The following is a 25,756-nucleotide window of genomic DNA, read 5'->3' as shown; positions in this document are numbered from 1 at the left end:
AGCCCGCCGGGTGTCTATAGTAAGGATTGCGTGGGTCTGCAGTTCACCCAGGCGTCACCGTCCCGCGAGGGAAGCTAAACCTGCAAGGCTCAATCGCACCGACACCAAACCTCGTGCCGCGTCGTAAGCCGGTGACCTCCGACAATCCTATCCGGATCGGCACTTTGAGGATTGGTCATGGCCAGAACTCCCATTGCCTTTGTTGCGGGCGACATCTCCGCGCTCGCGAAATCCGTGCGCGCCCAGCTTCTGGAGCGGACGTCGCCACCCGGGCACGTCGAGCTGCTCAACATTCTTGCGCGTGCGACGGGACATAAGAACTACCAGCACTTCCGGGCAGGTGCGGTCGGCAAACCCGTGGACGACCGCGGCAGTCCCGCGCCCCGAGCCGATGCAGTCGATCTGAAACGCGTGCAGCGCGCGGCGCGCCATTTCGACGATCACGGCAGGCTGCTGCGTTGGCCGGCCCGTCACAATTTGCAGCAGCTGAGCCTCTGGGTGTTGTGGGCCGGCTTCCCGCCGCGGTGCAGTCTGGCTGAGGCGGACGTGAAGACGCTGTTGAATCGTCAGCACGCTTTTGCCGACGATGCCTTGCTCCGTCGCGCGCTATGCGATCACGGCCTGGTTTCCCGCACCGCCGATGGGCGAGCCTATCGCAGGATCGAGCGTCGGCCTCCGATGGAGGCGGCCGCGCTCCTGCGACATCTCAAAGCCAACGCATCCGGCCGGCCGGAGGCTGCGCCATGACCGCAAGTCCTGACGTATTGCCTCTCGCCGGGCCTGCTCCGGTTTGGGTGCAGACCTCCCGCGGGACAGTCCAATGCGCAATCGCGGGCGAGGGCACGGCCGTCCTGGCCATCCATGGCGGCATGGGCGGCCACGACCAGTCGTGGCTGCTGGCGCGCGCCCTCGCCATGACGCTCAGAGACAAGCGGGTGGTGGCCGTATCCCGCCCGGGCTATCTCGGCTCGCGCCTTGCGCTAGGCGCCTCGCCCGACGAACAGGCTGATGTCTATGAAGCGCTGCTCGACGCGCTCGGGATTGCGAACGCGGCGGTGGTCGCGGTTTCCGCCGGCGGTCCCTCGGCGCTGCAATTCGCCGCACGGCACCCCTCGCGCTGCCGCTCGCTCGTGCTGGTCTCGGCCTGCACCGGACAATTGCAAACGCCGCCGGAGGTAGAAGCGCGCCTGCGCCTGATGCGCCACCTTGCGCGCCTTCCCGGACTGCCTCGCTTGCTGAAGTGGCGGGCTGAACGGAATCCGCAGGCCGGTGCCCGCCGCGCCATTCCCGATGAGGCCATGCGCGAACGCGCCCTTCGCCATCCCGAGGCCGGTCCGCTGTTGCGTGCCTTGCAGTCGAGTGTGTTCGAGCATCTGTCCGCCCGGCTGCCGGGAACCGTCAACGACATCGCGCAGTTTGCCGCGCTGGAACGCTTGCCCGCGGGATCGATCTCGGCGCCCACTCTGGTCGTGCACGGACGCGCCGACAATGTCGTACCGTTCGCGCATGCCGAGAACGTCTGCCGGGCCATTCCGCAGGCGAAGCTGCTGGCACTCCCCGACGGCAGCCACGTCTCGCTCTTCACGCATCTGGACTTGGTGCGCAAGGAGGCCGAGCCGCTGCTCGACGCGCCCGAACACGCTCCGTCCCTTCATCGCACCGAGACTCTCCCATGAAGACGACATTGCTTAGACCCGAAGACTACACCCGCTCGCCCTGGAAGAACGGCGGCGGCATCTTTACCGACATTGCGGGCGCCTGGCGCGCCGACGCGGCGGCGAGGGATTGGAGCAGCCTGCTGTGGCGCTTTGCCAGCACGCCGATCGTGGCACCCGGCCCGTTCTCGCATATGCCCGGCATCGATCGGCTGCAGATGGTCGTCAATGGGCGCGGGCTGGTGCTGAAGTCGCCGACGCAGGAGTTCGACGAGCGTGTACCTTTTACGACGGTGCGCTTCACCGGCGAGATGGCGATCGTGACCGCGCTCGAAGAAGGCCCGGTCGAGGTCGTGAACCTTATGGCCCGGCGCGGTGCGGCGGAGATCGAGCTCGTGGCTCTCATGGAGCCCGGCACGCGGCAGCTCGCCGCCGGCACGCATCTGCTTTACGCCGCGCGCGGCGATTGCCGCATTCGCCTCGATGGTGAGGAATTTTCACTTTCGCACGAAGACACGCTGAAGGTGGAGCTCGCCGCGGTCTCGCAGCTCGCGCTGGTGTCGGGGCTGGCGGTGCTGGGCTCGGTCCGGCTTCTCGGCTAGGCGGCATCGGCCCGACAGCCCGGTGCGCACAATCCATGCAACTGGCCAGGTTGACGCGGCGAAGCCGGGGCACGATATCTGCCCTGATGCAGGCCACAGCTGTAGGGGCAGGATATGAACGCACCGACCGACAATGCCCCCACGCAAGCCGACGGTGTCGTCGACTGGCTGACCAACGGCACGCGCGACGAGCGCTTCATCGACGACATTTTCGCGCAGATGTGCATCCGCCTCCAGCAGGCCGGCATTCCCGTCAAGCGGGCGACGCTCCACGTGTTGATCAATCATCCGCAGTGGCTCGGGGCCCGCATGATGTGGTCCGACGGGAGCCGCGAGGCTGAGATTGCGCTGGTCGACTATGAAGTTCGCGAGCGGTCCGAATATATCGGCAGCGCCGCCCACGAGATCCATGACGGCGCCACCGAGCTGCGCGAGAGGCTCGAGCAGGATCCCTCTCTCGGCCGCAAGCACGCCCTCTATGACGAGATGCGCGCCAAGGGACTCACCGACTACATCGCCTGGCCGCTGTACCACACGCTCGGCAAGCGCCACATCGTCACCTTCGCGACCGACCGGCCCGGCGGTTTCGACCCGGCGCATATCGCCGCCCTCAAGAAGCTCCTGCCGGTGCTGGCGCTGGTCAGCGAGATCCGTATCAAGAACCGCCTGGCGCGCACCCTGCTGGAGACCTATGTCGGCTCCCATGCCGGCGAACTCATCCTGGCCGGCGCCACCCGGCGCGGCACCGGCACGACGGTGCGCGCCGCGATCATGATCTGCGACCTCAGGGATTTCACCAAGATTTCCGACAACTGGCCGCGCGACGACGTTATTGATCTGCTCAACGATTATTTCGACGCAATGTCGGAGCCGATCGCGCGGCACGGCGGCGAGATCCTGAAATTCATCGGCGACGGCCTGCTCGCCATCTTTCCGCTTCAAGATCCCAACGCCTGCGCAAACCTGCTCCATGCCGTCACCGAAGCCCGTCTGGCCATGGCCGCCCTGAACGAGCGGAACAACGCGACCGGCCGCGCGCCGCTGAACTACGGCATCGGCGTCCATGTCGGCGACGTCATGTACGGCAATATCGGATCGGCCAGCCGGCTCGACTTCACGGTGATCGGCCCCGCCGTCAACATGGCCTCGCGCCTCGAAGCGCTGACCAAGCAATTGGGACGGAAGGTGCTGCTGTCGCGCGACTTTGCCGAGCTGGTGCAGCCGAAGTTCGAGCTGGAGCACGTCGGCAAGCACGAGGTGCGCGGCTTCAGCGATCCGATCGAGCTGTTTGCGTATCACGGCTGAGGCGGCATTGCCGGGCGATGGAAGCCGCGGCCGAAGGCGAGCTTCCGAACCGAGGCCCGTCTGTTGCAAACGCGGGAATGTGCAACTACGCTTCGCCGCGGCCAGCCCATGGTCCTGTGATCAGCTGCACACATGCCCAAATTTCTTCGCATCGGAGTCCATCAGTCGAACGTATCCGGGTACACGTCGAAGGCGTGGTGTGTCCGGCGGGTTGGTTCGGCGGTCTTCCTGAAGTGGGGCGCCGTGGAGGTTCATGGCGCCGGCGATGGGCGAAGGGTCTACTGGGCGCGGGTGCCGCAGGAGAAGACCATACGCTGCGGCACGGCGCAGCGCGCCCAGGACTACACAAAGGCCGCGATCGCCCGGCGCCGCAATCATCGCTACGAACCGCTGACTGGGCCGATCGCGCCCCGGCGCCGATCAGCCGAACGCAGCGCCGAGCTCAAGCAAGCGCTGGCCACGATCCTGATCGTCGACATCGTCGGCTCCACCGCAAAAGCCGCCAAGCTCGGCGATGCGCGCTGGACCAAGATCATGGGCCACTATTACGCCGCTGTCCGCAAGGAGCTGAAGACGTGCGGCGGCAAGGAAGTCGTGACGACGGGCGACGGCGTGCTGGCCACGTTCAGGAAACCGGACGCCGGCATCGCGTGCGCGACCGCTATTCAGAAGGCCATGCGCACGCTGGGCCTCGAGATCCGGATCGGCTTGCACGCCGGCGAATACACCATCAGCGGCGGCGAGATGGTCGGCCTTGCCTTTCACATCTGCACCCGCGTCGCGGCGAAGGCGCGCCCCGGCGAGGTGCTGGTGTCGAGCGCGATCAGGGAGCTGATGAAGACGCAGTCTGCGATCAGCCTGAAGGATCACGGCGTGCACCGGCTCAAGGGCGTGCCGGAACGGTGGAGGCTGTGGCGGGTCGAGGGGTGAGGGCCGCCGCCGTCACCTCATCTGCACCACGACCTTTCCCTTGGCTCGTCCCTGTTCGAGATAGGCAAGCGCCTGTTTTGCCTGGTCGAACGGAAACACCTTGTCGATCACCGGCCGGATGCGCTCGGCTGCGAGAAGCGCGCCGATCTCGGCGAGCTGCCCGCCGTCGGGATGCACGAACAGGAACGAATATGTCGCGCCAGCCAAGCGGGCCCGGCGAATGATCTTCCAGCTCAGCAAGCCGAACAGCAGCACCATGAAGATGTTCATGCCCCGTCCGCGCGCGAACGCGGCGTCCGGCGGACCAACGAGCGAGGCAATCCTGCTGCCCGGCTTCAGAATTCGAAGCGACCTCTCGATCGCATCGCCCCTGACCGTCCCAAGCACGGCGTCGTAACCGCGCAGCACGTCCTCGAATTGCTGTGTCTTGTAGTCGATCACCTCGTCAGCTCCGAGGCTGCGCACCAGGTCGACATTTCCGGTGCTGGTCGTCGTCCCGACTTTCGCTCCGAGATGTTTCGCGAGCTGGATCGCAAAAGTACCAATGCCGCCGGCGCCCGCGGGGATGAACACCTTCTGCCCCGGCGTGAGGCCGATCCTCTCCTTGAGCGCCTGCCAGGACGTCAAGCCGACCATCGGGATCGAGGCCGCCTGCACGAAGTCGAGGTTTGCCGGCTTGAGCGCTGCGGCATTCTCCGGCACGCGCGCGAACTCGGCGAGTGCGCCGGTGCCGAGGTCGAAGATGCTGGCGAAGACGGCGTCACCCGGCTTGAAGCGGGTCACGCGGCTTCCCACCTCGACGACCACGCCTGCCAGGTCACTGCCGAGCGTGGCCGGCAGATCGAACTTGAGGATGGGCTTGAACGTTCCCTTCGGGATCATGTTGTCGATCGGGTTCAGGCCCGCGGCGTGAACCTCGACCAGAATTTCGTTCGGTGCGGGCTTCGGCCGGGCGATGTCGGCCAGCTCCACCTGATCGGGCCTGCCGTAACGCTTGAAGATCAGAGCTTTCATGTTTTCCTCTCGGCCCTTCGCGGTCGCAGGAGCAGCGGGCTGCCCATGCCGGTTGTCGCCGTCAGAAGGCGCGGGCGGTGCGGATGGGCGCTGCTGCCGGCATATCGAGCCGCAGGTCTTTTCGAAGCCCGGCATCCACCAGGCTCGCAGGCGCAAATCGGCGAAGCAATCGCAGGCGCTTCGCCAGCTTGCCGGCTGCGTATCGGAGTTTTGGCCGCGCGGCGCTCGCCGCCTCCAGCACGGTCTCGGCCACGACGCCGGGCTGTTCGGCCGTCGCCATCACCTCGTTCACCCGCCTGGTCACGCCGGAGCGCGCCTCGTGATAGGCGTCGAGCTTGGCGTCGGGCTCCATGAAGTTCGCATCGAACGGCGTCTTGGTGTAGGCGGGCTCGACGACCGAGACCCGGATGCCCCTCGTGCGCAGCTCATGGTCGAGCGATTCCGAATAGCCGGCCACCGCGTGCTTGGTCGCGGCATAGAGCGCGCCATAAGGCATCGGCAGAAAACCAAGCACCGAGCCGATGTTGACGATTCGGCCATGGCCCTGCTGGCGCATGTGCGGCACGACGGCGCGCGTCATCCGGACCAGTCCGAAGAAGTTCGTCTCGAAGATCGCACGGGCCTGCTCGATCGAGCTCTCTTCCGCGCCGGCAGGAGCGACGCCGAAACCGGCATTGTTCACCAGCAGGTGGATGCCGCCCTCGCGCCGCATCAGCTCGCTGACGGCGGCTTCCACCGACTCGTCGCGGGTGACGTCGAGGGCCAGCATCTCGAACGCTTGGTTGCGGATCTGTGCCCCCCGTCTGCTGGTGCCGTAGACCTTGTAGCCGGCCTGCGCGAGCCGCGCCGCCGTGGCTTCGCCGATCCCGGACGAGGCGCCGGTCACGAGCGCGACCTGGGGTTTCATCTTGTTCATGGGCTGGGTCTCCGACGCGGCCACGGGCTGTGAAATGTTTTGATTACGATCGTAACTAATGATATACATGACGACCGTAATGATAATTGTCAAGGGCCCGGTGCCCGAGGACCAGTCTGATGCGCGTTTCGAAGGAACAGGCCGCCCAGAACCGCGAGCGCATTCTCAATGCCGCCTCCCGCTTGATGCGGGAGCGCGGCATCGCCGGCGTCGGTGTCGACGCTCTCGCCGAGGCGGCCGGGATGACTCACGGCAGCCTGTACAGTCAGTTCGGCTCCAAGGAGCGGCTGGTCGAGGAAGCGGTCGCCCATGCGATCAGCGCCAAGGGGAAGGAATTGTCCGAGGGCTTCGCCCTTGACGACTACGTGTCGGAATACCTCTCGCCGGCGCATCGCGACGCTCCGGCCAGCGGTTGCCCCTTTGCGGCGCTGGCGTGTGAGGTGTCACGCCAAAGCAGCGGCGTGAAGGAGCGTTTCACCGCCGGCTTGCGGGGCGTGATCGCGCTGCTGAGCAGCCGCCTGCCGTCCGGTTTGAAGCCGCGGCAGCGCGACGACCAGGCGATCGTAGCGACCGCCGCCCTGGTCGGCGCTCTCGTGCTCGCCCGCGCGGTGAACGATCCCAAGCTGTCGGACGACATTCTTCGCGCGACGCGGAACGCAATATTGAAGTGAATAGCGCTCGACCCAGAGAGACGTAACTTCGAACAGCGGCCGCGCTGCATCGCCGCCCACACCGGCCGATGGCGAGTGCCAGAGCAATGATCAGGACCAAGCTCGGCCTGTTCCCGGTTGGGAACTGCGGCGATTCCCATTCCTCCGATAATTGCAGCAGCGGCGTTAAGGTCGAAGACACCAAGCGCCTTTACGGGTCCTTCGCGTCTCTGCCCTAGCCTTCGCATGGTTGGGGCGACATTGATGGGCTTCTTCGCGCGACTTCGTGCTTCTTTCTCCGTGGGCGATACGACCGATCCGCTCGGCCGCTCGTTGCTCGTCGAGCAGTTCCGCGTGCTCCGCAAGCAGGTGCCGGTTCTCTATGCCGCGCTTCTGGTCAACAGTATCAGCGTTGGGCTGCTTCTTCCGAGCACGGTCTCGGCATGGCTGCGATTTGCCTTGCCGGCCGCTCTCCTGGCGGCCTGTCTGTTTCGGCTGGCCCAGTGGCTCCGGCTGAAGAAGGTCGATTTCACCGCCGAGGAGGCCTACCGAGAGCTCGTAAGGGTGCGTCTCGCCACTGCGTTGCTCAGCTCCAGCTTCGTGATCTGGATCCTGGCGCTGTTCATGGTGGTCGATCCCGGTCTGCGTGTGTCGGTCTCCCTGCTGCTCTTCATGGGCTGCGTCGGGACTGCCTACTGCCTCGGCAGCTTCCCGCCGTCGTCGCGGCTGACGATGCTGATTGCCGGCGCACCGATCGCGACGCTCCTGCTGCTGTCCGGCGATGGGATGCTGGTCTCGGTCGGGATCAATCTGCTGGCGCTGCTCGTCCTGCTCGCCCGGATGATCAACACCAATTTCCGCTCCTTCGTGAAGCTGGTCGAGACCCACGGACGGCTGTCCGAGGAAGGCGATCGCGCCCGGGCCGCAGAGCAGACCGCGACCGCGTTCGCGGAGCGCTTCGACAGGGCGCTCAACAACATGTCCCAGGGGCTCTGCTTCTTCGATGCCGATCAGCGCCTGATCGTCTGCAACCGGCAGTATCTCGAGGTCTACGATCTCGACCCGAAACTGGTCCGGCCGGGCATGAAGCTGAACGAGATCGTCGATCTCCGCTATTCGGCCGGCAGCGCCCCGAAGATGTCGAAGCAGGATTATCTGGCCTGGCGCAACAGCGCTCCGGTGAGCGCCGAGAACTCGGATACGACCGTGGAGCTCACCAACGGGCGGATCGTGCGGATCCGGCATCGCCCGATGGGGGATAAGGGCTGGGTCGCAACCCACGAGGACATCACGGAGCGCCATCGCACCGAGAGGGCGCTGGCGGAAGCCAAGAGCGCGGCCGAGCAGGCCGAAGCTGCCGCGCGCGCCGCGCACACCCATCTGACCGAAGCGCTCGATGTGGTTCCCGAAGGACTTGCCGTCTTCGACAAGCACGACCATCTCGTTCTCTGGAATCGTCAATACGCCGAGTTCTACGCGGCCAGCCGGGACGCACTTGCCGCCGGCACGCCGTTCGAAACCATTCTTCGAACCGGATTGGCCGGGGGACAATATCCGGACGCCGCGGGGCGGGAGGAGGAGTGGCTCACCGAGCGCCTCGCCCACCATGCGCTGCCCCAACACTCGCACGAGCAGCATCTGGCGGGTGACCGCTGGGTTCGCGTCGAGGAAAGACACACCAGCGACGGAGGAAGCATCGGGGTCCGGATCGACATCACCGACCTCAAGCGCCGCGAAGCCTCCTTCCGCCTCCTCTTTGAAGAGAACCCGCTTCCGATGTGGGTGGTCGATGCGAAGACGCGTCGGCTCATCGCCGTAAATGGTGCGATGTGCAGGCATTACGGCTATTCCCGCCAGGATCTCCTCGCCATGTCCGAGCATCAGCTCGCCTATGCGGAGCAACAGGCGGCAGCCGAATGCGACTGCGAGTTGCACAGGACGGCCGACGGCGAGGTGATCGAGGTCGTGATCGAATCCCGGCCGCTGGTCTATGACGGGCGGTCCGCCCATGTCTGCGTCGGCTTCGACGTGACGGAACGGAACAGGGCACAGCAGAGGGTGAGCTATCTCGCCGGTCACGACGCGCTCACGGAGCTGCCCAACAGGGCCGCCTTGGGCCAGCATCTCTCCGCCGCGATCGATCGCGCCGAGATCACCGGTAGCGCCTTCGCCGTGCTCTGCATCGATCTCGACCATTTCAAGGCGATCAACGACCGCTTCGGTCACGCCGTCGGCGACGCCGTGCTGCGCGAGGCCGCAAGACGCCTGCAGGAGGTTTCGCAAGGATCCTACGTGGCGCGCGTCGGCGGCGACGAATTCATCGGCATCATCGATCAAGCGCCGCTGCCGGCAACCGCGGAGCTGCTCGCCACCAGGATGCGGGCCCAGTTCGAGCAGCCGATCGAGGTCGACGGCCATGCCCTGAAGATCGATCTCTGCGTCGGCGTCGCGCTGTATCCGAGAGATGCCGGCGATTCCGTTGCACTGCTAGCGAACGCGGATGCTGCCCTCTATCGCGCCAAGCATGAGGGCAGGGGAGCCATTCGTCTGTTCACCAGCGCGATGGACCAGCAATTGCGCGATCGCCGTGAGCTGGAGCACGATTTGCTGGCCGCGGTGGAGCGGGGCGAACTCTATCTGGAGTACCAGCCGCAGCAGTATCGCGATGGCACGGTGATGGCCTACGAGGCACTGGTGCGCTGGCGGCATCCGGTGCGCGGGATCATCCCGCCGGGCGAGTTCATTCCGATCGCGGAGCGAAGCGGCTCCATCGCGCAGATCGATGATTGGGTCCTGAAGGAGGCGTGCAGGGAAGCGGCGTCATGGGATCAGCCGCTGCGGGTGGCCGTCAACGTCTCGGCAGCCCAGTTCCGCCGGGAAAACCTCGACCGGCAGGTCCGCCGGTCGCTGCGCGACAGCGGGCTTCCGGCCGCGCGCCTCGAGCTCGAGATCACCGAAGGCGTCCTGATCGAGGACATGCCGCGCGCCAAGCGGACAATGCAGTCGCTCAAGGCGCTCGGCATCCTGATCGCCCTCGACGATTTCGGAACGGGGTACTCGTCGCTGTCATATCTCGAAGCGTTTCCACTGGACCGCATCAAGATCGACCGCTCCTTTGTCGCCTCGCTCGGCCAGAGCGATCGCTCGCTCGCCATCGTCCGGGCCGTGATCGGCCTCGCCCACGGGCTCGGGGTGCCGGTCCTTGCCGAAGGCATCGAGACGGAGAAACAGATGTCGCTGCTGATGCAGGAAGGCTGCGACGAGATGCAGGGATATCTGATCGGGCGGCCGCGGAGCCTCGTGTCCTCCCGGCCAAGCAAGAGCGCCTCCAGGCGAGCGGCTTCCTGAACGGCGGAGGCAGCGCGGCGCGCTTTAGCCGGCCGGCTCGGCCCGATCGCATTTCGGGCATCGACCGTCCGCGGCGCCCGCGAGTTGCTGGCCGATTTCGTCCCTGAGGGCGTCTGCCTCGAACGGCGTCCCGTCGCTCTTCAGGATTCGCTTGGCGCGTTCGTAAGCATGGCTCTCGGCGGCGTCGTCGCCGACGCGGATGATCACCTCGTCGTGGAAAGGGCAGACCATGGTCGCGCGCGTCGTCTCGAGCGCATAGCGCACGGCCGCAGAGAGATCGTCGAGCTTGGCGGACATCATGGCTGCTCTCCTGGTCGAGGCGGTCCCGATGGTGGCCTGTTGCCGGCGGCGGGTTTGGCCGGCCGGGCGAAGTCAATCAGCCCCGGCTTCCGAGGAGAGTTTCCAGGGGGGCACCGAGGCCGATTGCATGGTCTGGCCAGGGCTGGGCCTCCAACGGCTGGGCCATCCAACCCGCGGTACCGGCCTTCGTTCCATCGAACCTGCCGGCGAAGCCTCTCCTTGCGGAGCCGGGCTCCCTGAGCGCGGTCGCTTGCACCCTGTCTTCGAAGCGGCGCCCGGAGTGCCTAGGAGTCCGGGCTCCGCTTCGTTCGGCACCGGATAGCGCGCCCGATGCCAGACACAGCATAGCGGCGGGCAGGCGGTTCGCCTTGACCCATCGCAAACCTGGGAAAGGCCCGTAAGGGATCGTCCGCAATTTCGCCGGCGGGGATTTCGGAGCATGAGAGAAGCATGCAGCGCCAGATCCTCTTCAGGTGCCCGCGCACCGGCACGAACGTCCAGCATCGGTTCGATGACGAACGGCCCGAAGGGGCCGGGCCGGCGGACAGCTATGTGCCCGTGAGGTGTCCGGCCTGCATGTCGTTGCATTTCGTCAACAGCACCACCGGCAGGCTGCTGAATGAGCCAGGCGCGCAGCCCGGCTCCACGCCGCGTTCCGCCTGATCCAACCGCGCCGGCGCTTCACGCCGACCAGCGGTCCTGCTCCTCCCGGTGCGCCTGCTCGTTGAGCCGTTCGGCCAGTTCATCGGCGATCTTGTCCGACTCGGCCGAGGCCACCGGCTCGCCCTTGTGAGTCCTGAGCTTGTCCTTGTCGGCTTCGAGCGGGAAGTCGTCAGGTGTCAGTTCGGTTTCCTTGCCGGTCATCTTGGTCATGGCGCGCCTCGCTGTGTCATCTGGGACAACACGAACGAGGGCTGATTGTTGCAGCCGGGATGAAGCGCCGATCGGCAGGCCGAAGCGGGCCGCCCCAACGATCCGGAACTCTGTCTCTTGCTTCGCTATTTCTCGACGGCGCCCGTCCAGTCCTTGAAGCCGCCGAGGTTGTAGACCTTGTCGTAGCCCAGATCCTTCAGCAACTTGCCTGCCAGCGCCGATCGGCCGCCGGACGCGCAGTAAAGAATGACGGTCTTGCCCTTGTCGAACGCCTTGTCGTGGGAGGGCAGCTCCGGATCCGCGCGAAACTCCAGCATCCCGCGCGAGACATTCACGGCGCCTGCGATCTTGCCGCTGGCGGCGACCTCCGGCGCGTCGCGAACGTCAACGACCAGCGTGTTACCGCTTCGGATCATCTCGGCGGCCTCGTCCGACGTGATCTTGGGCACCGCCGCGTTGGCGGCTTCGAGCATTTGCTTGACGCTGGTCGGCATGGGTTGTCTCCGGTGCTGGTTCCGGCGCGGAGGATAGCACATTGGGCGCGCCTCGCCTCGTCCTGATGCAGGAGAGCGTGGCGAGCGAAATGATCGGCAGGGATCACGGCGATAGTGCACAAAAATCAGCGGTTCGGATTTATTGATTTTGCTGCATTTTCGTTCGATTTCGATCGTGTTTGCTGTGTTTCGGCGAAGTCGTTCTGGTGCGAAACGGGTGCGCGCCAGCGACGCAAACCCAGCGCTCCCCGCTTTGGCCATTCCAGTCGGCGACCTGATAAGCTGATGGCGGCATCACACGAATGATCCGCGTTAGCTCACGATTGGTCCAGCCGCAGCTTCATCCAAACCGGCACGAGCTTGGATAGCGAGGCTTCGTTCTGCAGCCTGCGAGTCGAAGTATTCCTCAATCGAATAAACCTTGCCCCATCGCAACTTGAAGACGTGGACGCCCCTGTTCACATACGAGCTTTGGCCGTCAAGTAGCCTCGCGTTGGCCCGCCACTTGACGAACACTGTGGTACTCCATGGCCAACCCGTCACCTCGACCTGCTCAATATCTATGTGCAGCTTCGGGAAAACACGGCCCATGCGCTCGAACCACTGCTTCACCGATTGCTTTCCATGTCGCTCACCCCCCAACGCATGATCTCCGGCAACCCAGTGATACGCGTTTGGCGTTAGGCCCTTTGCAGCATCATCCCAACGCTGGTTGTTGACATGATCGAAGCTCCTGCGGATCTCTTTTTTGACAATTAGACTGTAGACCATTGATGCACCCCGTTGTTGGATAGCCGACGGCTCTGCAAGACGGATGGATACTTTCCAGATACTGAAAGCTGCTCCGGGTAACGACGGCGATCTGTTGGGAAAGCTGGCTGACGGGCGGCCACGCAGACGGCAGCGGCGCAATAGTCAGAGCCAGCGGCGAACCTCGGCCTTGTAGCGGCGGTAGTCGTCGCCGAACTTTGTTTCGAGATAGCGCTCCTCGCGGGCGATCACCTGCGTCTGGATCGCGATCAGCACCAACGGGAGCAAGGCGAAGGCGATCGGCCCGTCGAAGCCGATCGCAAGGCCGGCATAGATAAGCGCCATGCCGAGATACATGGGATTGCGGGTCCAACGATAAGGGCCGGTCGTTGCGATGAGGGTCGTTGGCTGCGACGGCGGAACGTTGGTACCCAGCCGCCGGAACAGCCCCGCCGCCGCAAGCATCATCGCCGCGCCGGCAACGAACAGCAGCGCGCCCGTCGCGACCAGCAACCGCCAGTCGATGCCGAAAGAGCGCAGGGTGACGAACCGCTCCGCCGCCAGCCCCAACAGCAGCGCTCCCAGATAGACGAAGGGCGGAGGGAAGCGCACACCCGCGCTGTCCGGTTCGACGGCCATGCTCATCTCCAATCTGTGCTCTCAAACGACCATCGACTGCTGGGCGAAGATACCCGCCATCGCGCCGTGCGATGATGCCAGGGTGACCGATGGCGGCGTGATGGGATTGGCGAGGTCGCCGGCGGCGTAGATGCCGGGCATGCTGGTTTCGCGGCGCTCGTCGACCTTGAGGATGATGCCGAGGGGTGTTTTGACCGTGGCGAGGCCCAGTGATTCATGCAGGCTTGCGGACGGCTTGTTGCGCGGATGCGCGAACAGGATGTCGACCGCGACATCGGGGCCGGTATCGAGCCTGACGGTGGCGTTATGGGCCCCGCGTTGGGCGATCCCAGTGACCCGGCCATCGACGACGGGTATGTTGCGGCGCGCCAGATCGGCCCGGATATCGGGCGGAATATCGTGACCATCGGCGAAGAGCGTCAACTTGTCGGTCCAATCGCGGAACAGCCTGACCTGATTGTGCGATTGCGGGCCGGACCAGACGAGGCCCCAATGCTGGCCGGCGACTTCAAAGCCATCGCAATAGGGGCAAGGCACGATGGACGTGCCCCAGCCTTCGGCAAAGCCCGGAACATCAGGCATCTGATCGGTGATGCCATAGCTCAGGATCAGACGACGCGCCCCAAAGCTTTCGCCATCGAAAGTGAGGACGTTGAAATCGTCGATGGCGCCGGAGACACTTTCGGCCCGGGCACTGACCAGCTTGATCGTGGGATAACGCGCCAGCTGCTGCCGCGCCTCGGTCAGGATGTCCAGCGGCGGCTTGTGATCGTGGCCGAGCAGGCCATGCGAGTGGCCAGCGAAGCGGTTGCGCGGTAGGCCGGTATCGAGAACGGTGACCTTGCGACGGGCACGGCCGAGCTGCAGGGCGCCGGCGAGACCGGCAAAGCTGCCGCCGATGATGATGACGTCATCCATGGTGATGGGCTCCGCTTGGAGGACAGGTTGAAACCTACCCATTGGCTTGCACATTTCAGATACTTCGTGGTATCGTAATTCAACAATTAGGATACTGTCAAGTACTGGAATTGTCGTGACCAAAAACAGCCAGGGCCGGCGCGGCCGGCCCGCCAACGAGGCGCTTGGCCAAACGATCGTCGACGCCGCGCGCGAACTCTTTGTAGAATTGGGTTTTCAAGCGACGACATTGGACCAGGTCGCCCGGCGCGCGAAGATATCCAAGCTCAGCATCTACAGGCACTTCGAGAACAAGGAGGCGCTGTTCGGCGCGGCCATCGCGGCCGGCTGCCAGTTTTTGTTTGCACCACAGGTCCTTCTTGAAGGCGACGACGGTTCGGTCGAAGATCAGCTCATGGCGGTGGGATCATTGCTGCTTCGCACGCTGCTCAGACCGGACGTCCGCGGTGTCGAAGCCATGGTCATGGCCGACAAGACCAATCAAACGACGCTAAGCAAGCTCCATTTCGAGGCCGGTCCCGCCCATGTCATCCGCCAGATCGAGGCCCTGTTGCGTCAGTTGCACGCGAAGTCGCTTCTGAACGTGCCGGATCCTCACCGGTCCGCCCGTTTGTTTGCCGCGCTTTTCAAAGGATCCGATCTCGTGATGATCGCGCGCTTCGATCAGGCGAGAGCAGAGGACGACAAGGAAATCGAATCCTATTGCCGATCGGCCGTCGCCATGTTCATCGCCGGGCACGGTGGAGGCGACCATGCGGGCGGATATTCGCCGGCCCCAAGGTCAAAAGACAAAATTTGAACTCAAAATAACCGAGACCGGTTTGAAAATCATGGAGGCTGAAGAGCTTTCGATTGGCGACAAGATCGCGGAAAAATACGCTTGTTGAACTATCGGTTGCGATACCAGTCCGCACGATGATTCCCGCGCGCCCAGCCGCGTCGGCGTGTCGGGGGCGGTTTACCTTCTCGGGGTGACGCGGCGCGCCGGTCAGCATCTTCGCGCGCGGATCGTTGTCGAGGGATTGAGCATGACGGTCATTTGGTCAACCTCGTGATGTGCGAGAGACGAACATGACGGCGCAGAGAATTCATCGTCGTGAAACTGCAGAAGCGCGCTCGCGCTGACGCACGCGATGAAAATGCAAGAGCGCGTCGGTCGCGGACATTCGCTATCCGGGCGAAGTTAGTCAGCTCGGATGTCACTTCGACTCTACATCCTTGCGCCGGCGGCATGGCGCCTTGGACCTTTCTCTTCGAAGCGGAATGTCAACAACGCGCGACTCGGGTTGGGGCGCCGCATGTTGGCCGATCCGATCTTTCGGGCGGAACCTCCGGACAGTTTTCTGAAGCTCCGGACAAAGTCGGACGCAACATGCCGGCGGCCGCGATGAGGTGCCCGACAAACCTGAGTAAAATGAACGATATGTGCTCGAGCGACCGACCCTTCCGAGGTCTGGCACGAATGCTGCTTAAGTAATCCGCAAAAGATTAAACAAGCAACACGAGGGGACGTCCAGATGCCAGCCAGCACTCAATCTTTCACCTAGAGCGACAGGCGATATCGCCTGCGTGGCATGGCGTGCTCCGCCCGACGGCGGAGCGCGATGACCAATGACGCCTGAGTTCGGCTTGGCATGCAAGGGAGAGAATAATGACAGTGGCGGAAGCGCATGATCTGGATCCGCAGGAAACCCGGGAGTGGCTCGATGCCTTGTGGGCAGTCCGCAGCCACCGCGGCAACGAGCGGGCCGAGTACGTCGTCAATGCGGTGATCGGCGCCGCGCGCAGCGGCGGCCTTGGCATTCAGCAGACATTGACGACGCCTTATTGCAACACGATCCCGGTGGAACAGCAGCCGGCCCTGCCGGGCGACCGCGCCATCGAACACAGACTGCGCTCAATCATCCGCTGGAATGCGCTGGCAATCGTGCTGCGCGCCAACAAGGAGAGTTCGGAACTCGGCGGCCACATCGCGAGCTTCCAGTCCGCCGCCACGCTCTACGACATCGGCTTCGGCCATTTCTGGCACGCACCGACGGACACCCATGGCGGCGATCTGATCTTCGTGCAGGGACACTGTTCGCCCGGCATCTACGCGCGTGCCTTTCTCGAGGGTCGCCTCAGCGAGGAGCAGCTTCTCGGCTTCAGGCAGGAGACCGGCGGCAAGGGCTTGTCGAGCTATCCGCACCCCTGGCTGATGCCAGACTTCTGGCAATTCCCGACCGTGTCGATGGGACTTGGGCCTCTGTTGGCGATCTATCAGGCGCGGTTTCTGAAATATCTCGAGAACCACAAGCTCGCTGAAACGTCCAATCGCAAGGTCTGGGCTTTCATGGGCGATGGCGAGACGGACGAGCCAGAGTCGCTCGGCGCGATTTCGCTCGCCGGTCGGGAAAACCTCGACAATCTGATCTTTGTCATCAACTGCAACCTGCAGCGGCTCGATGGGCCCGTCCGCGGCAACGGCAAGATCGTTCAGGAGCTGGAAAGCGTTTTCCGCGGTGCCGGCTGGAACGTCATCAAAGTGCTGTGGGGCTCGGGCTGGGATCGCCTGCTCGAAAAGGACAAGAGCGGCTTGCTGCTAAAGCGCATGGAGGAGTGCGTTGACGGCGAGTACCAGGATTTCAAGAGCAAGAGCGGCGCCTATATTCGCGAGCACTTCTTCGGCAAGTACGACGAATTGAAGCAACTCGTCGCCGACATGAGCGACGATGAGATCTGGAAGCTCGCGCGCGGCGGCCACGATCCGGAAAAGGTCTTTGCGGCCTATGCAGCGGCGGTGAACCACAAAGGCCAGCCGACCGTGATCCTGCCCAAGACCGTCAAGGGGTACGGCATGGGCGAATCCGGCGAAGGCCAGATGATCGCGCATCAGGCCAAGAAGATGACGCAGGACGCGCTACGCGGATTTCGCGACCGCTTCCAGGTGCCGGTCGCCGACGAGGAATTGGCGAAGGTTCCTTTCCTCCGTCTGCCGGAGGACAGCCCCGAGATGAAATATTTCCGCGCACAGCGCGAGAAGCTCGGCGGCAGCCTGCCGCAGCGCCGACGCAAGTCCGCGTCCGTGCAAATTCCACCCTTGTCGACATTCCAGCGGCTGCTCGATGCTACCGGCGACCGCGAAATTTCGACCACGATGGCGTTCGTGCAGATGCTCGGCACCCTCGTTCGCGACAAGGCGATTGGCAAGCACATCGTGCCGATCGTTCCCGATGAATCACGCACCTTCGGAATGGAAGGCATGTTCCGCCAGCTCGGCATCTATTCGTCGGTCGGCCAGCTCTACCGGCCGCAGGACGCCGATCAGCTGATGTACTACCGCGAGGACAAGAGCGGGCAGGTTCTGCAGGAAGGCATCAACGAAGGCGGCGCCATGTCGAGCTGGATCGTCGCCGCGACGTCCTACAGCACGAACAACGTGCCGATGATTCCGTTCTATATCTATTATTCGATGTTCGGACTGCAGCGCGTCGGCGATCTCGCCTGGCTCGCCGGCGACATGCGTGCCCGCGGGTTCCTGCTCGGCGGTACCGCCGGGCGCACCACGCTCAACGGCGAAGGGCTGCAGCACGAGGACGGCCACAGCCACGTCCTCGCCGGCACGATCCCGAACTGCATCTCCTACGATCCGACCTTTGCCTATGAGGTCGTGACGATCGTCCGCGAGGGCATGCGCCGCATGTACGAGGCGCAGGACGATGTCTACTACTACATCACGCTGATGAACGAGAACTACCCGCATCCCTCGCTCGCCGATGCCGGCAAGGGGGCGGAGGAGGGAATCCTCAAGGGGCTCTATCTCCTGAAGAGCGGAGGCGAGACGCCGAAGAAGGGCCTTCGCGTCCAGCTTGTCGGCTCGGGAACGATCCTGCGCGAGGTGGTCGCGGCCGCCGATTTGCTCAAGGCGGATTTCGGCGTCACCGCCGACGTCTGGAGCGCGACCAGCTTCAACGAACTGCGCCGTGACGGCATGGCGTCGGAGCGCTGGAACCTACTGCATCCAACCGAGCCGCGCCGCAAGAGCTGGGTGGAAACGCAGCTCGAGGGACACTCCGGGCCGGTCGTGGCCTCCACCGACTACATGCGCAACTACCCCGATCAGATCCGGGAGTATGTGCAGGCGGCCGGGCGCCGATACGTCGTGCTCGGCACGGACGGCTTTGGCCGCAGCGACTATCGCGTGAAGCTGCGAAAATTCTTCGAGGTCGACCGGCACTACGTCACCCTCGCTGCGCTCAAGGCGCTCGCCGACGACGGAGCGATCAGGCCGGCAGTCGTGGCCGAAGCCATCGCCAAATACAAAATCGACGCCGGGCGTGCTGCGCCCTGGACCGTGTGAGCCAGCGGAGCCGAGGACAGAGCGATGAGTGGTCTGATCGACATCAGGGTTCCCGACATCGGTGACTTCAAGAACGTCCCGGTCATCGAGGTATTCGTCAAGCCGGGCGACAAGGTGAAGGCCGAGGATCCGCTGGTCGCGCTGGAGTCCGACAAGGCGACCATGGAGGTGCCGTCGCCGCGAGACGGCGTGGTGAAGTCGGTGGTCGTCAAGCTCGGGGACAAGGTGAGCGAAGGCGTTGTGATCGTGCAGTTCGATGCTGCCGGCGCCGAACAGGCCGAAGCGCGCCCTGTTGTCAGCGCGCCACCGTCACCCGTCAGTGCGCCTGCGGGCGTTGCCGAGGTTCGCGTCCCGGACATCGGCGACTTCAAGGACGTCCCGGTCATCGAGATCTTTGTGAAACCCGGCGACAGTGTGAAGGCGGAGGATCCCCTGATCGCGCTGGAATCGGACAAGGCGACGATGGAAGTGCCAGCGCCGCTCTCGGGCACGGTGCGCGAAATCAAGCTGAAAACCGGCGACAAGGTCAGCGAAGGTTCGATCATCCTGTCGCTTGTCACCGGGGATTCGTCTGCGCAGGCCGGCGGGCCTCCCACGCCGATGCCTGTGTCCTCGCCGGCCACCGCCGCTGGACCGGCGGTGGCCGGTGCCTCTGACGAAGCAGCCTTTGCGCTCGCTTATGCCGGTCCTGCCGTGCGCAAGCTGGCGCGCGAAATGGGTGCCGATCTCGGCAAGATCAAGGGCACCGGCAAGCATGGCCGCATCCTGCGCGAGGACGTAGCGGCTTTCATCAAGGGCGGGGCGGCGCCAGCCAAGCCGCAGGCCGCGGCCGCAAGTGGAGGCGGCGTCGGCGGCATTGACCTTCTGCCCTGGCCCAAAGTCGATTTCGCCAAGTATGGCCCGGTCGAGCGCAAGGAGATCGGCCGCATCAAGAAGATTTCCGCCGCCAATCTTCATCGCAACTGGGTCGTCATCCCGCACGTAACGACCCACGACGAGGCTGACATTACCGATCTCGAGCAGTTCCGGGGCAAGATGAACAAGGAGCTGGAGAAGAGCGGCGTCAAGCTCTCGCTGCTGCCGTTCATGGTGAAGGCTGCCGTCGCGACGCTGCAGAAATTTCCGGAGTTCAATGCCAGCCTCGATGGCGATACGCTCGTCTACAAGAACTACTGGCACATCGGCTTTGCCGCGGACACGCCGAACGGCTTGATGGTGCCGGTGATCCGCGATGCCGACAAGAAATCGGTGCCGGAGATCGCCAAGGAGATGAATGCACTCGCCAAGCTCGCCCGCGAGGGCAAGATCAAGCCCGACCAGATGCAGGGCGGCACCTTCTCGATCTCCTCGCTCGGCGGCATCGGCGGCATCTACTTCACGCCGATCATCAATGCACCCGAAGTTGCGATCATGGGCGTCTGCAAGGGGTACTGGAAGCAGCACTCGTCAGACGGCAAGTCGGGCAACTGGCGGCTGACGCTGCCACTGTCGCTCTCTTGGGATCACCGTGTCATCGACGGCGCGGCGGCCGCCCGCTTCAATGTCCATTTCGCTAACGTGCTCGCCGATTTGCGGCGCGTGCTGTTCTGAGATCGGGGGAAGCAGCATGACTCAGCAGATCGAAGTGAAAGTTCCTGACATCGGTGATTTCAAGGACGTTGCCGTGATCGAGGTCATGGTGAAGCCTGGCGAGACCGTCGCGGTCGACACCAGTCTTATCATGGTCGAGTCCGACAAGGCGTCGATGGAGATTCCGTCCTCGCATGCCGGAATCGTCAAGGAGATCCGGGTCAAGGTCGACGACAAGGTAAGCGAAGGATCGACCATTCTCATGCTGGAAGCCACAGCGGGGGCTGCTGCGCTCGCGTCCGCGTCCGCATCGCAGCCGGCTGCGGCCGCGCCGCCGGCAGTGGCGCCTGCCGCGGCATCCTATGCCGGCAAGGCTGATATCGAATGCGATATGGTGGTGCTGGGCGCCGGTCCCGGCGGTTACTCGGCGGCCTTCCGCGCGGCCGATCTCGGCATGAAGACGGTGCTGGTCGAGCGTTACGATACGCTCGGCGGCGTGTGTCTCAATGTCGGCTGTATTCCGAGCAAGGCGCTGCTGCATACGGCGTCAGTGATCGACGAGGTCGGGCATCTTCCCGATCATGGCATTTCCTTCGGAGCGCCGCAGATCGAACTTGGCAAGCTGCGCGCGTTCAAGGACGGTGTGATCAGGAAACTGACGGGCGGCCTTGCCGGCATGGCGAAGGCTCGCAAGGTTGAAGTCGTGACCGGCGTCGGCGCCTTTCTCGATCAGCACCATCTCGAAGTCGTCGCGGCGGGCGGCAAGAAAACAGTCAAGTTCGCCAACGCCGTTATCGCCGCCGGCAGCCAGGCCGTGAAGCTGCCATTTCTGCCCGAGGACTCGCGCATCGTCGATTCAACCGGCGCGCTGCAGCTGAAGTCGATCCCCAAGCGCATGCTGGTGATCGGCGGGGGCATCATCGGGCTCGAAATGGCGACGGTCTATTCGACGCTGGGGGCGCGAATGGATGTCGTCGAGATGCTCGACGGTCTGATGCAGGGAGCCGACCGCGATTTGGTCAAGGTCTGGGCGAAGGCGAACGCGGGCCGCTTCGAGAAAGTCATGCTGAAGACCAGGACGGCGGGCGCGAAAGCAACCGAGGCCGGGATCGAGGTGAGCTTCGAGGGCGAGCAGGCGCCTGCCGGGCCGCAGGTCTACGACCTCGTTCTGGTGTCGGTCGGCCGCAGCCCGAATGGCAAGAAGATCGGCGCCGAAAAGGCCGGAATCGCGGTGAGCGAGCGAGGTTTCATCGACGTCGACAAGCAGATGCGCACCAACGTGCCGCACATCTTCGCGATCGGAGACATCGTCGGCCAGCCGATGCTGGCGCACAAGGCCGTGCATGAAGGCCATGTAGCGGCGGAAGCCGCGCATGGCGAAAAGTCATACTTCGACGCTCGGCAGATTCCATCCGTTGCCTACACCGACCCCGAAGTTGCCTGGGCCGGCAAGACCGAGGATCAGTGCAAGGCCGAGGGGATCAAGTTCGGCAAGTCGGTATTTCCCTGGGCGGCCTCCGGCCGCGCCATCGCCAACGGCCGCGACGAGGGTTTCACCAAGCTCCTGTTCGACACGACGACGCACCGCGTCATCGGCGGCGGCATCGTCGGCACGCATGCCGGCGATCTCATCAGCGAGATCTGCCTTGCGATCGAAATGGGCTGCGAGCCTGCCGATATCGGCAAGACGATTCACCCGCATCCGACGCTTGGCGAGTCGATCGGGATGGCGGCCGAGGTATTCGAGGGCCACTGCACGGATCTTCCGCCGCAGAAGAAGTGACGCTGAAGAACAAGGGAGACCGTCATGGTTTCAGGAACGTGGCGAATTCTGATGCTTCTCGCATTTGTTCTGCTGCCGTCTAGGTTGGCGGCTGCGGCGGAGGCGCATTGGCCCCAGGTGCTCAGTCTCGGCACCGCGTCCGAAGGCGGCACTTACTACGTCTATGGCGAAGGGCTGGCTCGCCTGCTTACGCGAGAACTCGGCATTCCGGTGGTGGCGCGGCCGACTGGCGGCCCGATTGACAATATCAAGCTGCTCGAGAGCGGTGAAATTCAGCTGGCCTTCGTCACACAAGGCGTGGCGTTGCAAGCGTGGAACGCCAGCGCTGCCTGGACCGGCGGGCGGCCACACCGGAACATGCGCGTCATGTTTGCGATGTATGATACCCCGTTTCAGTTTCAGGTGCTCGGTGACTCGCCTGTTCAATCTCTTGCCGATTTCGCTGGCAAGCGTATCGGCGTCGGGCCCGAGGGCGGTACCACCGCCGCCTACTTTCCCGAATTCCTCAAGGCGCTGAAGATCGAGGCGACTCTGGTTTCCGGCGATTGGGCGGTGCTGGCGGAGAAGTCGGTAGCGCGAAGCATCGATGCTCTCGCCGTCGGCGCCGGCGTACCGGCTCCATTCCTCATCGATATCGAGCGAAAGGCGAAGGTGCGTTACATCCCGCTCACGCGGCAGGAGATCGCAACACTGCGCCTCGCCATGCCGGAACTCTCCGCATCCGTCGTCGCCGCTGGTACGTATCCCACCCTGCGGCGCCGCTACGACACCGTCGGCCTGTTCAATTTTGCCGTTGCGCGCAAGGATCTGCCGGACGATCTGGTCACAGCAATCGTCGACACGGTGTTCGCCAACAACGAGCGTCTGATCGAATCTCACCCGGCGGCGGCGGAAACAATCCCCTCGAACATCACGCGCAACAACTTCATTCCCTTACATGGCGGCGCCGTCAGTTGGTATCGCAGCAGGGTTACGCCCGGGGTTGCGCATTCGGACTGAGAAACAGCTTCTAGAAGGAACACAAGACATGGCAACAGTAACGGCAACGACAGACGGTCACCGATCCGTAAAGTGGTATCAGCACCTCTATGTGCAGGTCTTGGCTGCAATCACAGCCGGCATATTGCTGGGCCATTTTCATCCTCAGCTCGGCGAGCAGATGAAGCCGCTTGGCGACGCGTTCATCAAGTGCATCAAGATGATCATCGCCCCGATCATCTTCTTCACGGTTGTGCACGGCATTGCCAGCATGCGCGACATGAAGAAGGTCGGACGCGTTGGTTTGAAGGCATTGATCTATTTCGAAGTACTAACGACGGCTGCCCTGATCATCGGACTCTTAGTAATCAATTTGTGGAAGCCTGGCGTCGGCATGAACGTCGATCCGTCGACCGTTGACACGAAATCCATCGCGGCCTTTACCGCAAAGGCGAAGGAGCAGGGCACGGTCCAGTTTCTGATGGACATCATCCCGTCGACGGTCGTCGGCGCTTTTGCCAACGGCGAAATCTTGCAGGTGTTGTTCTTCGCGATCCTGTTTGCATTCGGGTTGCAGGCTCTCGGTCAGCACGGAGAGGGCGTGCTGCGGCTGATTGATGTCGTGAGCCACGTGTACTTCAAAATCGTCGGCTACATCATGAAAGTTGCCCCGATCGGAGCGTTCGGTGCAATGGCTTTCACGATCGGCAAGTATGGCGTGGCGACCCTGGTCTCGCTGGCAAACTTCATGTTGGCGTTCTACGTAACATGCTTGTTGTTCGTCTTCGTCGTGCTCGGATCCGTCGCTGCCCTTAGCGGATTCTCGATCTTCAAGTTCATCCGTTACATCAAGGAAGAACTTCTGATCGTGCTTGGCACCTCATCGTCCGAATCGGTGTTGCCGCGCATGATCGCCAAGACTGAGAATCTTGGCTGCGAAAAGTCGGTCGTCGGTTTGGTCATTCCGACCGGCTATTCGTTCAATCTCGACGGCACCTGTATTTACCTGACAATGGCCGCGATCTTCCTGGCGCAGGCGACCAATACCCCCTTGTCGATCTGGCAAGAGCTCGGCATCATTGGCGTCCTGCTCCTTACATCCAAGGGCGCAGCCGGTGTGACGGGGTCCGGCTTCATCGTTCTGGCCGCAACTCTTGCATCCGTCGGAACGATTCCGGTCGCGAGCATCGCCTTGATCCTTGGCATCGACCGCTTCATGTCGGAGGCGCGCGCGCTCACCAACCTCATAGGAAACGGCGTTGCCACAGTCGTTGTGGCCAAATGGGAGGGAGCGCTCGATGAGAGAATGCTCCATCGGCGTTTGAACCAGGAGAGCGACGTCGAAGCCGACGATCCGGAGTCCGTGAAGATTGCAGATGACGAGATCGAGGCAGGTGCGCCTCGGCCAGTCGTCGCTTGATGATGAGAACGGTAGAGGTTGAGGCGGAACGTTAAACAGGAGTTGATCATGACTGAAGTGGTAATCGTGTCTGCCGCGCGAACGCCGGTTGGCTCTTTCAACGGGGCATTCGGATCGCTGACCGCCCACGAGCTTGGCGCGGTGGCGATCAAGGGGGCGCTCGAGCGCGCCAAGGTCCCGCCCGGTGACGTCGACGAGGTCATCCTGGGCCAGGTGCTCTCCGGCGGAGAGGGGCAGAATCCGGCGCGGCAGGCCGCCATGGCGGCGGGCATTCCGCAGGAGAAGACGGCGTGGGGCATGAACCAGCTTTGCGGTTCGGGCCTGCGATCGGTTGCACTCGGACTGCAGCAGATTGCCAACGGTGACGCGAAGGTCATCGTCGCCGGAGGCATGGAGTCGATGTCGATGGCGCCGCATTTGTCGCACATGCGCAATGGCACCAAGATGGGCGACGTCAAGTTCGTCGATTCCATGCTGAAAGACGGTTTGCTGGATGCGTTCCACGGCTACCACATGGGAGTGACGGCGGAGAACATCGCCACCAAGTGGCAGATCACCCGGCAAGAGCAGGACGCTTTCGCCACCAGTTCGCAGAACAAGGCCGAGGATGCGCAGAAGGGCGGCAGGTTCAAGGACGAGATCGTTCCCGTCACCGTCAAGACCCGAAAAGGCGACGTCGTGGTCGATCAGGACGAGTACATCCGCGCCGGCACGACGCTGGACGCGCTTGCCAAGTTGAAGCCCGCCTTCAACAAGGAAGGCTCGGTGACCGCCGGCAACGCTTCCGGCCTGAACGATGGTGCGGCTGCGCTGGTGCTGATGAGCGCGGACGAAGCCAAGAAGCGCGGGCTCAGGCCGCTTGCGAGAATCGTCTCCTGGGCGACCGCGGGCGTCGATCCGGCGGTGATGGGGTCGGGGCCGATCCCGGCTTCGCGCAAGGCGCTCGAGAAAGCCGGCTGGAAGGTTGAGGATCTCGATCTCGTCGAGGCCAATGAAGCCTTCGCGGCGCAGGCGATAGCCGTCAACAAGGACATGGGTTGGGACCCGTCGATCGTCAACGTGAACGGCGGCGCTATCGCCATCGGTCATCCCATCGGGGCATCCGGTGCGCGGGTTCTGACAACGCTGCTGTTCGAGATGCAGAAGCGGCACGCCAGGAGGGGCCTTGCGACGCTGTGCATTGGCGGCGGCATGGGGGTCGCCCTGACGGTCGAGCGCTAGACAAGCAGCCGGCTTTACCGGCTCCGAAAAATGCGAACGCGGACGGCATCAG

Annotated in this window: 23 protein-coding genes; 15 read left to right on the top strand and 8 right to left on the bottom strand. The window is 63.7% G+C overall.

Features of this window, described 5'->3' with window-relative positions:
• The first annotated feature begins 177 nt into the window (after positions 1-177).
• The 5 genes from AC066S_RS12400 (at position 178) to AC066S_RS12380 (ending at position 4,492) form a co-directional block, all read left to right on the top strand.
• Positions 178-747, top strand: coding sequence for a DUF2087 domain-containing protein (locus AC066S_RS12400; RefSeq protein ID WP_126260081.1), 570 nt, complete (start codon positions 178-180; stop codon positions 745-747).
• Complete coding sequence (locus tag AC066S_RS12395) at positions 744-1,676, top strand: alpha/beta fold hydrolase (protein ID WP_478269797.1); 933 nt, start codon at positions 744-746, stop codon at positions 1,674-1,676. Before AC066S_RS12400 ends, AC066S_RS12395 begins: the two co-directional genes overlap by 4 nt.
• The gene (locus tag AC066S_RS12390) at positions 1,673-2,257 is read left to right on the top strand and encodes a HutD/Ves family protein (RefSeq protein WP_478269796.1); all 585 of its coding nucleotides are present in this window, start codon (positions 1,673-1,675) and stop codon (positions 2,255-2,257) included. Before AC066S_RS12395 ends, AC066S_RS12390 begins: the two co-directional genes overlap by 4 nt.
• 114 nt (positions 2,258-2,371) lie before the next feature.
• Positions 2,372-3,562 carry an adenylate/guanylate cyclase domain-containing protein gene (locus AC066S_RS12385; protein WP_478269795.1) on the top strand — a complete coding sequence of 397 codons (1,191 nt, stop codon included), beginning with the start codon at positions 2,372-2,374 and terminating at the stop codon, positions 3,560-3,562.
• A 132-nt stretch (positions 3,563-3,694) separates the two neighbouring features.
• Positions 3,695-4,492 carry an adenylate/guanylate cyclase domain-containing protein gene (locus AC066S_RS12380; RefSeq protein ID WP_126260072.1) on the top strand — a complete coding sequence of 266 codons (798 nt, stop codon included), beginning with the start codon at positions 3,695-3,697 and terminating at the stop codon, positions 4,490-4,492.
• 12 nt (positions 4,493-4,504) lie between these two features.
• Here AC066S_RS12380 and AC066S_RS12375 read toward each other — a convergent pair whose 3' ends face one another.
• Positions 4,505-5,506 carry an NADP-dependent oxidoreductase gene (locus tag AC066S_RS12375; protein WP_478269794.1) on the bottom strand — a complete coding sequence of 334 codons (1,002 nt, stop codon included), beginning with the start codon at positions 5,504-5,506 and terminating at the stop codon, positions 4,505-4,507.
• Positions 5,507-5,567: 61 nt separating this feature from the next.
• Complete coding sequence (locus AC066S_RS12370; protein WP_478269793.1) at positions 5,568-6,422, bottom strand: oxidoreductase; 855 nt, start codon at positions 6,420-6,422, stop codon at positions 5,568-5,570.
• A gap of 119 nt (positions 6,423-6,541) precedes the next feature.
• Between AC066S_RS12370 and AC066S_RS12365 the strand changes: the two genes are divergently transcribed.
• On the top strand, positions 6,542-7,093 hold the full coding sequence (locus tag AC066S_RS12365; RefSeq protein WP_126260066.1) for a TetR/AcrR family transcriptional regulator: 552 nt from the start codon (positions 6,542-6,544) through the stop codon (positions 7,091-7,093).
• 279 nt (positions 7,094-7,372) lie between these two features.
• Complete coding sequence (locus tag AC066S_RS12360) at positions 7,373-10,420, top strand: EAL domain-containing protein (protein ID WP_478269792.1); 3,048 nt, start codon at positions 7,373-7,375, stop codon at positions 10,418-10,420.
• Positions 10,421-10,444: 24 nt separating this feature from the next.
• Here the strand turns inward: AC066S_RS12360 and AC066S_RS12355 are convergent, their stop codons facing one another.
• Positions 10,445-10,720, bottom strand: coding sequence for a hypothetical protein (locus AC066S_RS12355; RefSeq protein ID WP_478269791.1), 276 nt, complete (start codon positions 10,718-10,720; stop codon positions 10,445-10,447).
• 450 nt (positions 10,721-11,170) lie between these two features.
• Between AC066S_RS12355 and AC066S_RS12350 the strand changes: the two genes are divergently transcribed.
• Positions 11,171-11,383, top strand: coding sequence for a hypothetical protein (locus AC066S_RS12350; protein WP_126260062.1), 213 nt, complete (start codon positions 11,171-11,173; stop codon positions 11,381-11,383).
• A gap of 18 nt (positions 11,384-11,401) precedes the next feature.
• Here the strand turns inward: AC066S_RS12350 and AC066S_RS12345 are convergent, their stop codons facing one another.
• From AC066S_RS12345 to AC066S_RS12325, 5 genes are all read right to left on the bottom strand, one after another.
• Positions 11,402-11,584 carry a hypothetical protein gene (locus AC066S_RS12345; protein WP_126260154.1) on the bottom strand — a complete coding sequence of 61 codons (183 nt, stop codon included), beginning with the start codon at positions 11,582-11,584 and terminating at the stop codon, positions 11,402-11,404.
• A gap of 134 nt (positions 11,585-11,718) precedes the next feature.
• Entirely contained in the window at positions 11,719-12,087 is a 369-nt protein-coding gene (locus tag AC066S_RS12340) for a rhodanese-like domain-containing protein (RefSeq protein ID WP_135170400.1), read from the bottom strand.
• Between the two features lie 312 nt (positions 12,088-12,399).
• Complete coding sequence (locus AC066S_RS12335) at positions 12,400-12,858, bottom strand: nuclear transport factor 2 family protein (RefSeq protein ID WP_126260058.1); 459 nt, start codon at positions 12,856-12,858, stop codon at positions 12,400-12,402.
• Positions 12,859-13,002: 144 nt separating this feature from the next.
• Positions 13,003-13,476, bottom strand: coding sequence for a methyltransferase family protein (locus AC066S_RS12330; RefSeq protein ID WP_478269790.1), 474 nt, complete (start codon positions 13,474-13,476; stop codon positions 13,003-13,005).
• Between the two features lie 21 nt (positions 13,477-13,497).
• Complete coding sequence (locus AC066S_RS12325; RefSeq protein ID WP_478269789.1) at positions 13,498-14,394, bottom strand: NAD(P)/FAD-dependent oxidoreductase; 897 nt, start codon at positions 14,392-14,394, stop codon at positions 13,498-13,500.
• 115 nt (positions 14,395-14,509) lie between these two features.
• Here AC066S_RS12325 and AC066S_RS12320 point away from each other — a divergent pair, with 115 nt between their 5' ends.
• From AC066S_RS12320 to AC066S_RS12290, 7 genes are all read left to right on the top strand, one after another.
• Positions 14,510-15,193 (top strand): TetR/AcrR family transcriptional regulator, encoded by a 684-nt coding sequence (locus AC066S_RS12320; RefSeq protein ID WP_478269788.1) that lies wholly within the window; start codon positions 14,510-14,512, stop codon positions 15,191-15,193.
• Positions 15,194-16,045: 852 nt separating this feature from the next.
• Positions 16,046-18,733: a pyruvate dehydrogenase (acetyl-transferring), homodimeric type gene (gene aceE / locus AC066S_RS12315; protein ID WP_478269787.1), complete on the top strand. Its 2,688-nt coding sequence runs from the start codon at positions 16,046-16,048 to the stop codon at positions 18,731-18,733.
• Between the two features lie 24 nt (positions 18,734-18,757).
• Positions 18,758-20,323 (top strand): dihydrolipoyllysine-residue acetyltransferase, encoded by a 1,566-nt coding sequence (locus AC066S_RS12310; protein ID WP_478269786.1) that lies wholly within the window; start codon positions 18,758-18,760, stop codon positions 20,321-20,323.
• Positions 20,324-20,339: 16 nt separating this feature from the next.
• Entirely contained in the window at positions 20,340-22,085 is a 1,746-nt protein-coding gene (gene lpdA, locus AC066S_RS12305) for a dihydrolipoyl dehydrogenase (RefSeq protein WP_478269785.1), read from the top strand.
• 24 nt (positions 22,086-22,109) lie between these two features.
• Complete coding sequence (locus AC066S_RS12300) at positions 22,110-23,084, top strand: TAXI family TRAP transporter solute-binding subunit (protein WP_478269784.1); 975 nt, start codon at positions 22,110-22,112, stop codon at positions 23,082-23,084.
• A gap of 28 nt (positions 23,085-23,112) precedes the next feature.
• Positions 23,113-24,483, top strand: coding sequence for a dicarboxylate/amino acid:cation symporter (locus tag AC066S_RS12295; protein ID WP_126260043.1), 1,371 nt, complete (start codon positions 23,113-23,115; stop codon positions 24,481-24,483).
• A 48-nt stretch (positions 24,484-24,531) separates the two neighbouring features.
• Positions 24,532-25,704 (top strand): acetyl-CoA C-acetyltransferase, encoded by a 1,173-nt coding sequence (locus AC066S_RS12290; RefSeq protein WP_478269783.1) that lies wholly within the window; start codon positions 24,532-24,534, stop codon positions 25,702-25,704.
• Positions 25,705-25,756: the final 52 nt, after the last annotated feature.

It is taken from the genome of Bradyrhizobium sp. CFUWI, assembly GCF_056429085.1.
The sequence above is the reverse complement of the archived record's forward strand: the minus strand, read 5'-3'. Positions and strand labels throughout refer to the sequence as shown.

Excerpts from the sequence above, each read along its gene's own strand:
- AC066S_RS12400 (WP_126260081.1), top strand. The coding sequence starts at position 178 with ATGGCCAGAACTCCCATTGCCTTTGTTGCGGGCGACATCTCCGCGCTC.
- AC066S_RS12395 (WP_478269797.1), top strand. The coding sequence starts at position 744 with ATGACCGCAAGTCCTGACGTATTGCCTCTCGCCGGGCCTGCTCCGGTT.
- AC066S_RS12390 (WP_478269796.1), top strand. The coding sequence starts at position 1,673 with ATGAAGACGACATTGCTTAGACCCGAAGACTACACCCGCTCGCCCTGG.
- AC066S_RS12385 (WP_478269795.1), top strand. The coding sequence starts at position 2,372 with ATGAACGCACCGACCGACAATGCCCCCACGCAAGCCGACGGTGTCGTC.
- AC066S_RS12380 (WP_126260072.1), top strand. The coding sequence starts at position 3,695 with ATGCCCAAATTTCTTCGCATCGGAGTCCATCAGTCGAACGTATCCGGG.
- AC066S_RS12375 (WP_478269794.1), bottom strand. The coding sequence starts at position 5,506 with ATGAAAGCTCTGATCTTCAAGCGTTACGGCAGGCCCGATCAGGTGGAG.
- AC066S_RS12370 (WP_478269793.1), bottom strand. The coding sequence starts at position 6,422 with ATGAACAAGATGAAACCCCAGGTCGCGCTCGTGACCGGCGCCTCGTCC.
- AC066S_RS12365 (WP_126260066.1), top strand. The coding sequence starts at position 6,542 with ATGCGCGTTTCGAAGGAACAGGCCGCCCAGAACCGCGAGCGCATTCTC.
- AC066S_RS12355 (WP_478269791.1), bottom strand. The coding sequence starts at position 10,720 with ATGATGTCCGCCAAGCTCGACGATCTCTCTGCGGCCGTGCGCTATGCG.
- AC066S_RS12350 (WP_126260062.1), top strand. The coding sequence starts at position 11,171 with ATGCAGCGCCAGATCCTCTTCAGGTGCCCGCGCACCGGCACGAACGTC.
- AC066S_RS12345 (WP_126260154.1), bottom strand. The coding sequence starts at position 11,584 with ATGACCGGCAAGGAAACCGAACTGACACCTGACGACTTCCCGCTCGAA.
- AC066S_RS12340 (WP_135170400.1), bottom strand. The coding sequence starts at position 12,087 with ATGCCGACCAGCGTCAAGCAAATGCTCGAAGCCGCCAACGCGGCGGTG.
- AC066S_RS12335 (WP_126260058.1), bottom strand. The coding sequence starts at position 12,858 with ATGGTCTACAGTCTAATTGTCAAAAAAGAGATCCGCAGGAGCTTCGAT.
- AC066S_RS12330 (WP_478269790.1), bottom strand. The coding sequence starts at position 13,476 with ATGGCCGTCGAACCGGACAGCGCGGGTGTGCGCTTCCCTCCGCCCTTC.
- AC066S_RS12325 (WP_478269789.1), bottom strand. The coding sequence starts at position 14,394 with ATGGATGACGTCATCATCATCGGCGGCAGCTTTGCCGGTCTCGCCGGC.
- aceE (WP_478269787.1), top strand. The coding sequence starts at position 16,046 with ATGACAGTGGCGGAAGCGCATGATCTGGATCCGCAGGAAACCCGGGAG.
- AC066S_RS12310 (WP_478269786.1), top strand. The coding sequence starts at position 18,758 with ATGAGTGGTCTGATCGACATCAGGGTTCCCGACATCGGTGACTTCAAG.
- lpdA (WP_478269785.1), top strand. The coding sequence starts at position 20,340 with ATGACTCAGCAGATCGAAGTGAAAGTTCCTGACATCGGTGATTTCAAG.
- AC066S_RS12300 (WP_478269784.1), top strand. The coding sequence starts at position 22,110 with ATGGTTTCAGGAACGTGGCGAATTCTGATGCTTCTCGCATTTGTTCTG.
- AC066S_RS12295 (WP_126260043.1), top strand. The coding sequence starts at position 23,113 with ATGGCAACAGTAACGGCAACGACAGACGGTCACCGATCCGTAAAGTGG.
- AC066S_RS12290 (WP_478269783.1), top strand. The coding sequence starts at position 24,532 with ATGACTGAAGTGGTAATCGTGTCTGCCGCGCGAACGCCGGTTGGCTCT.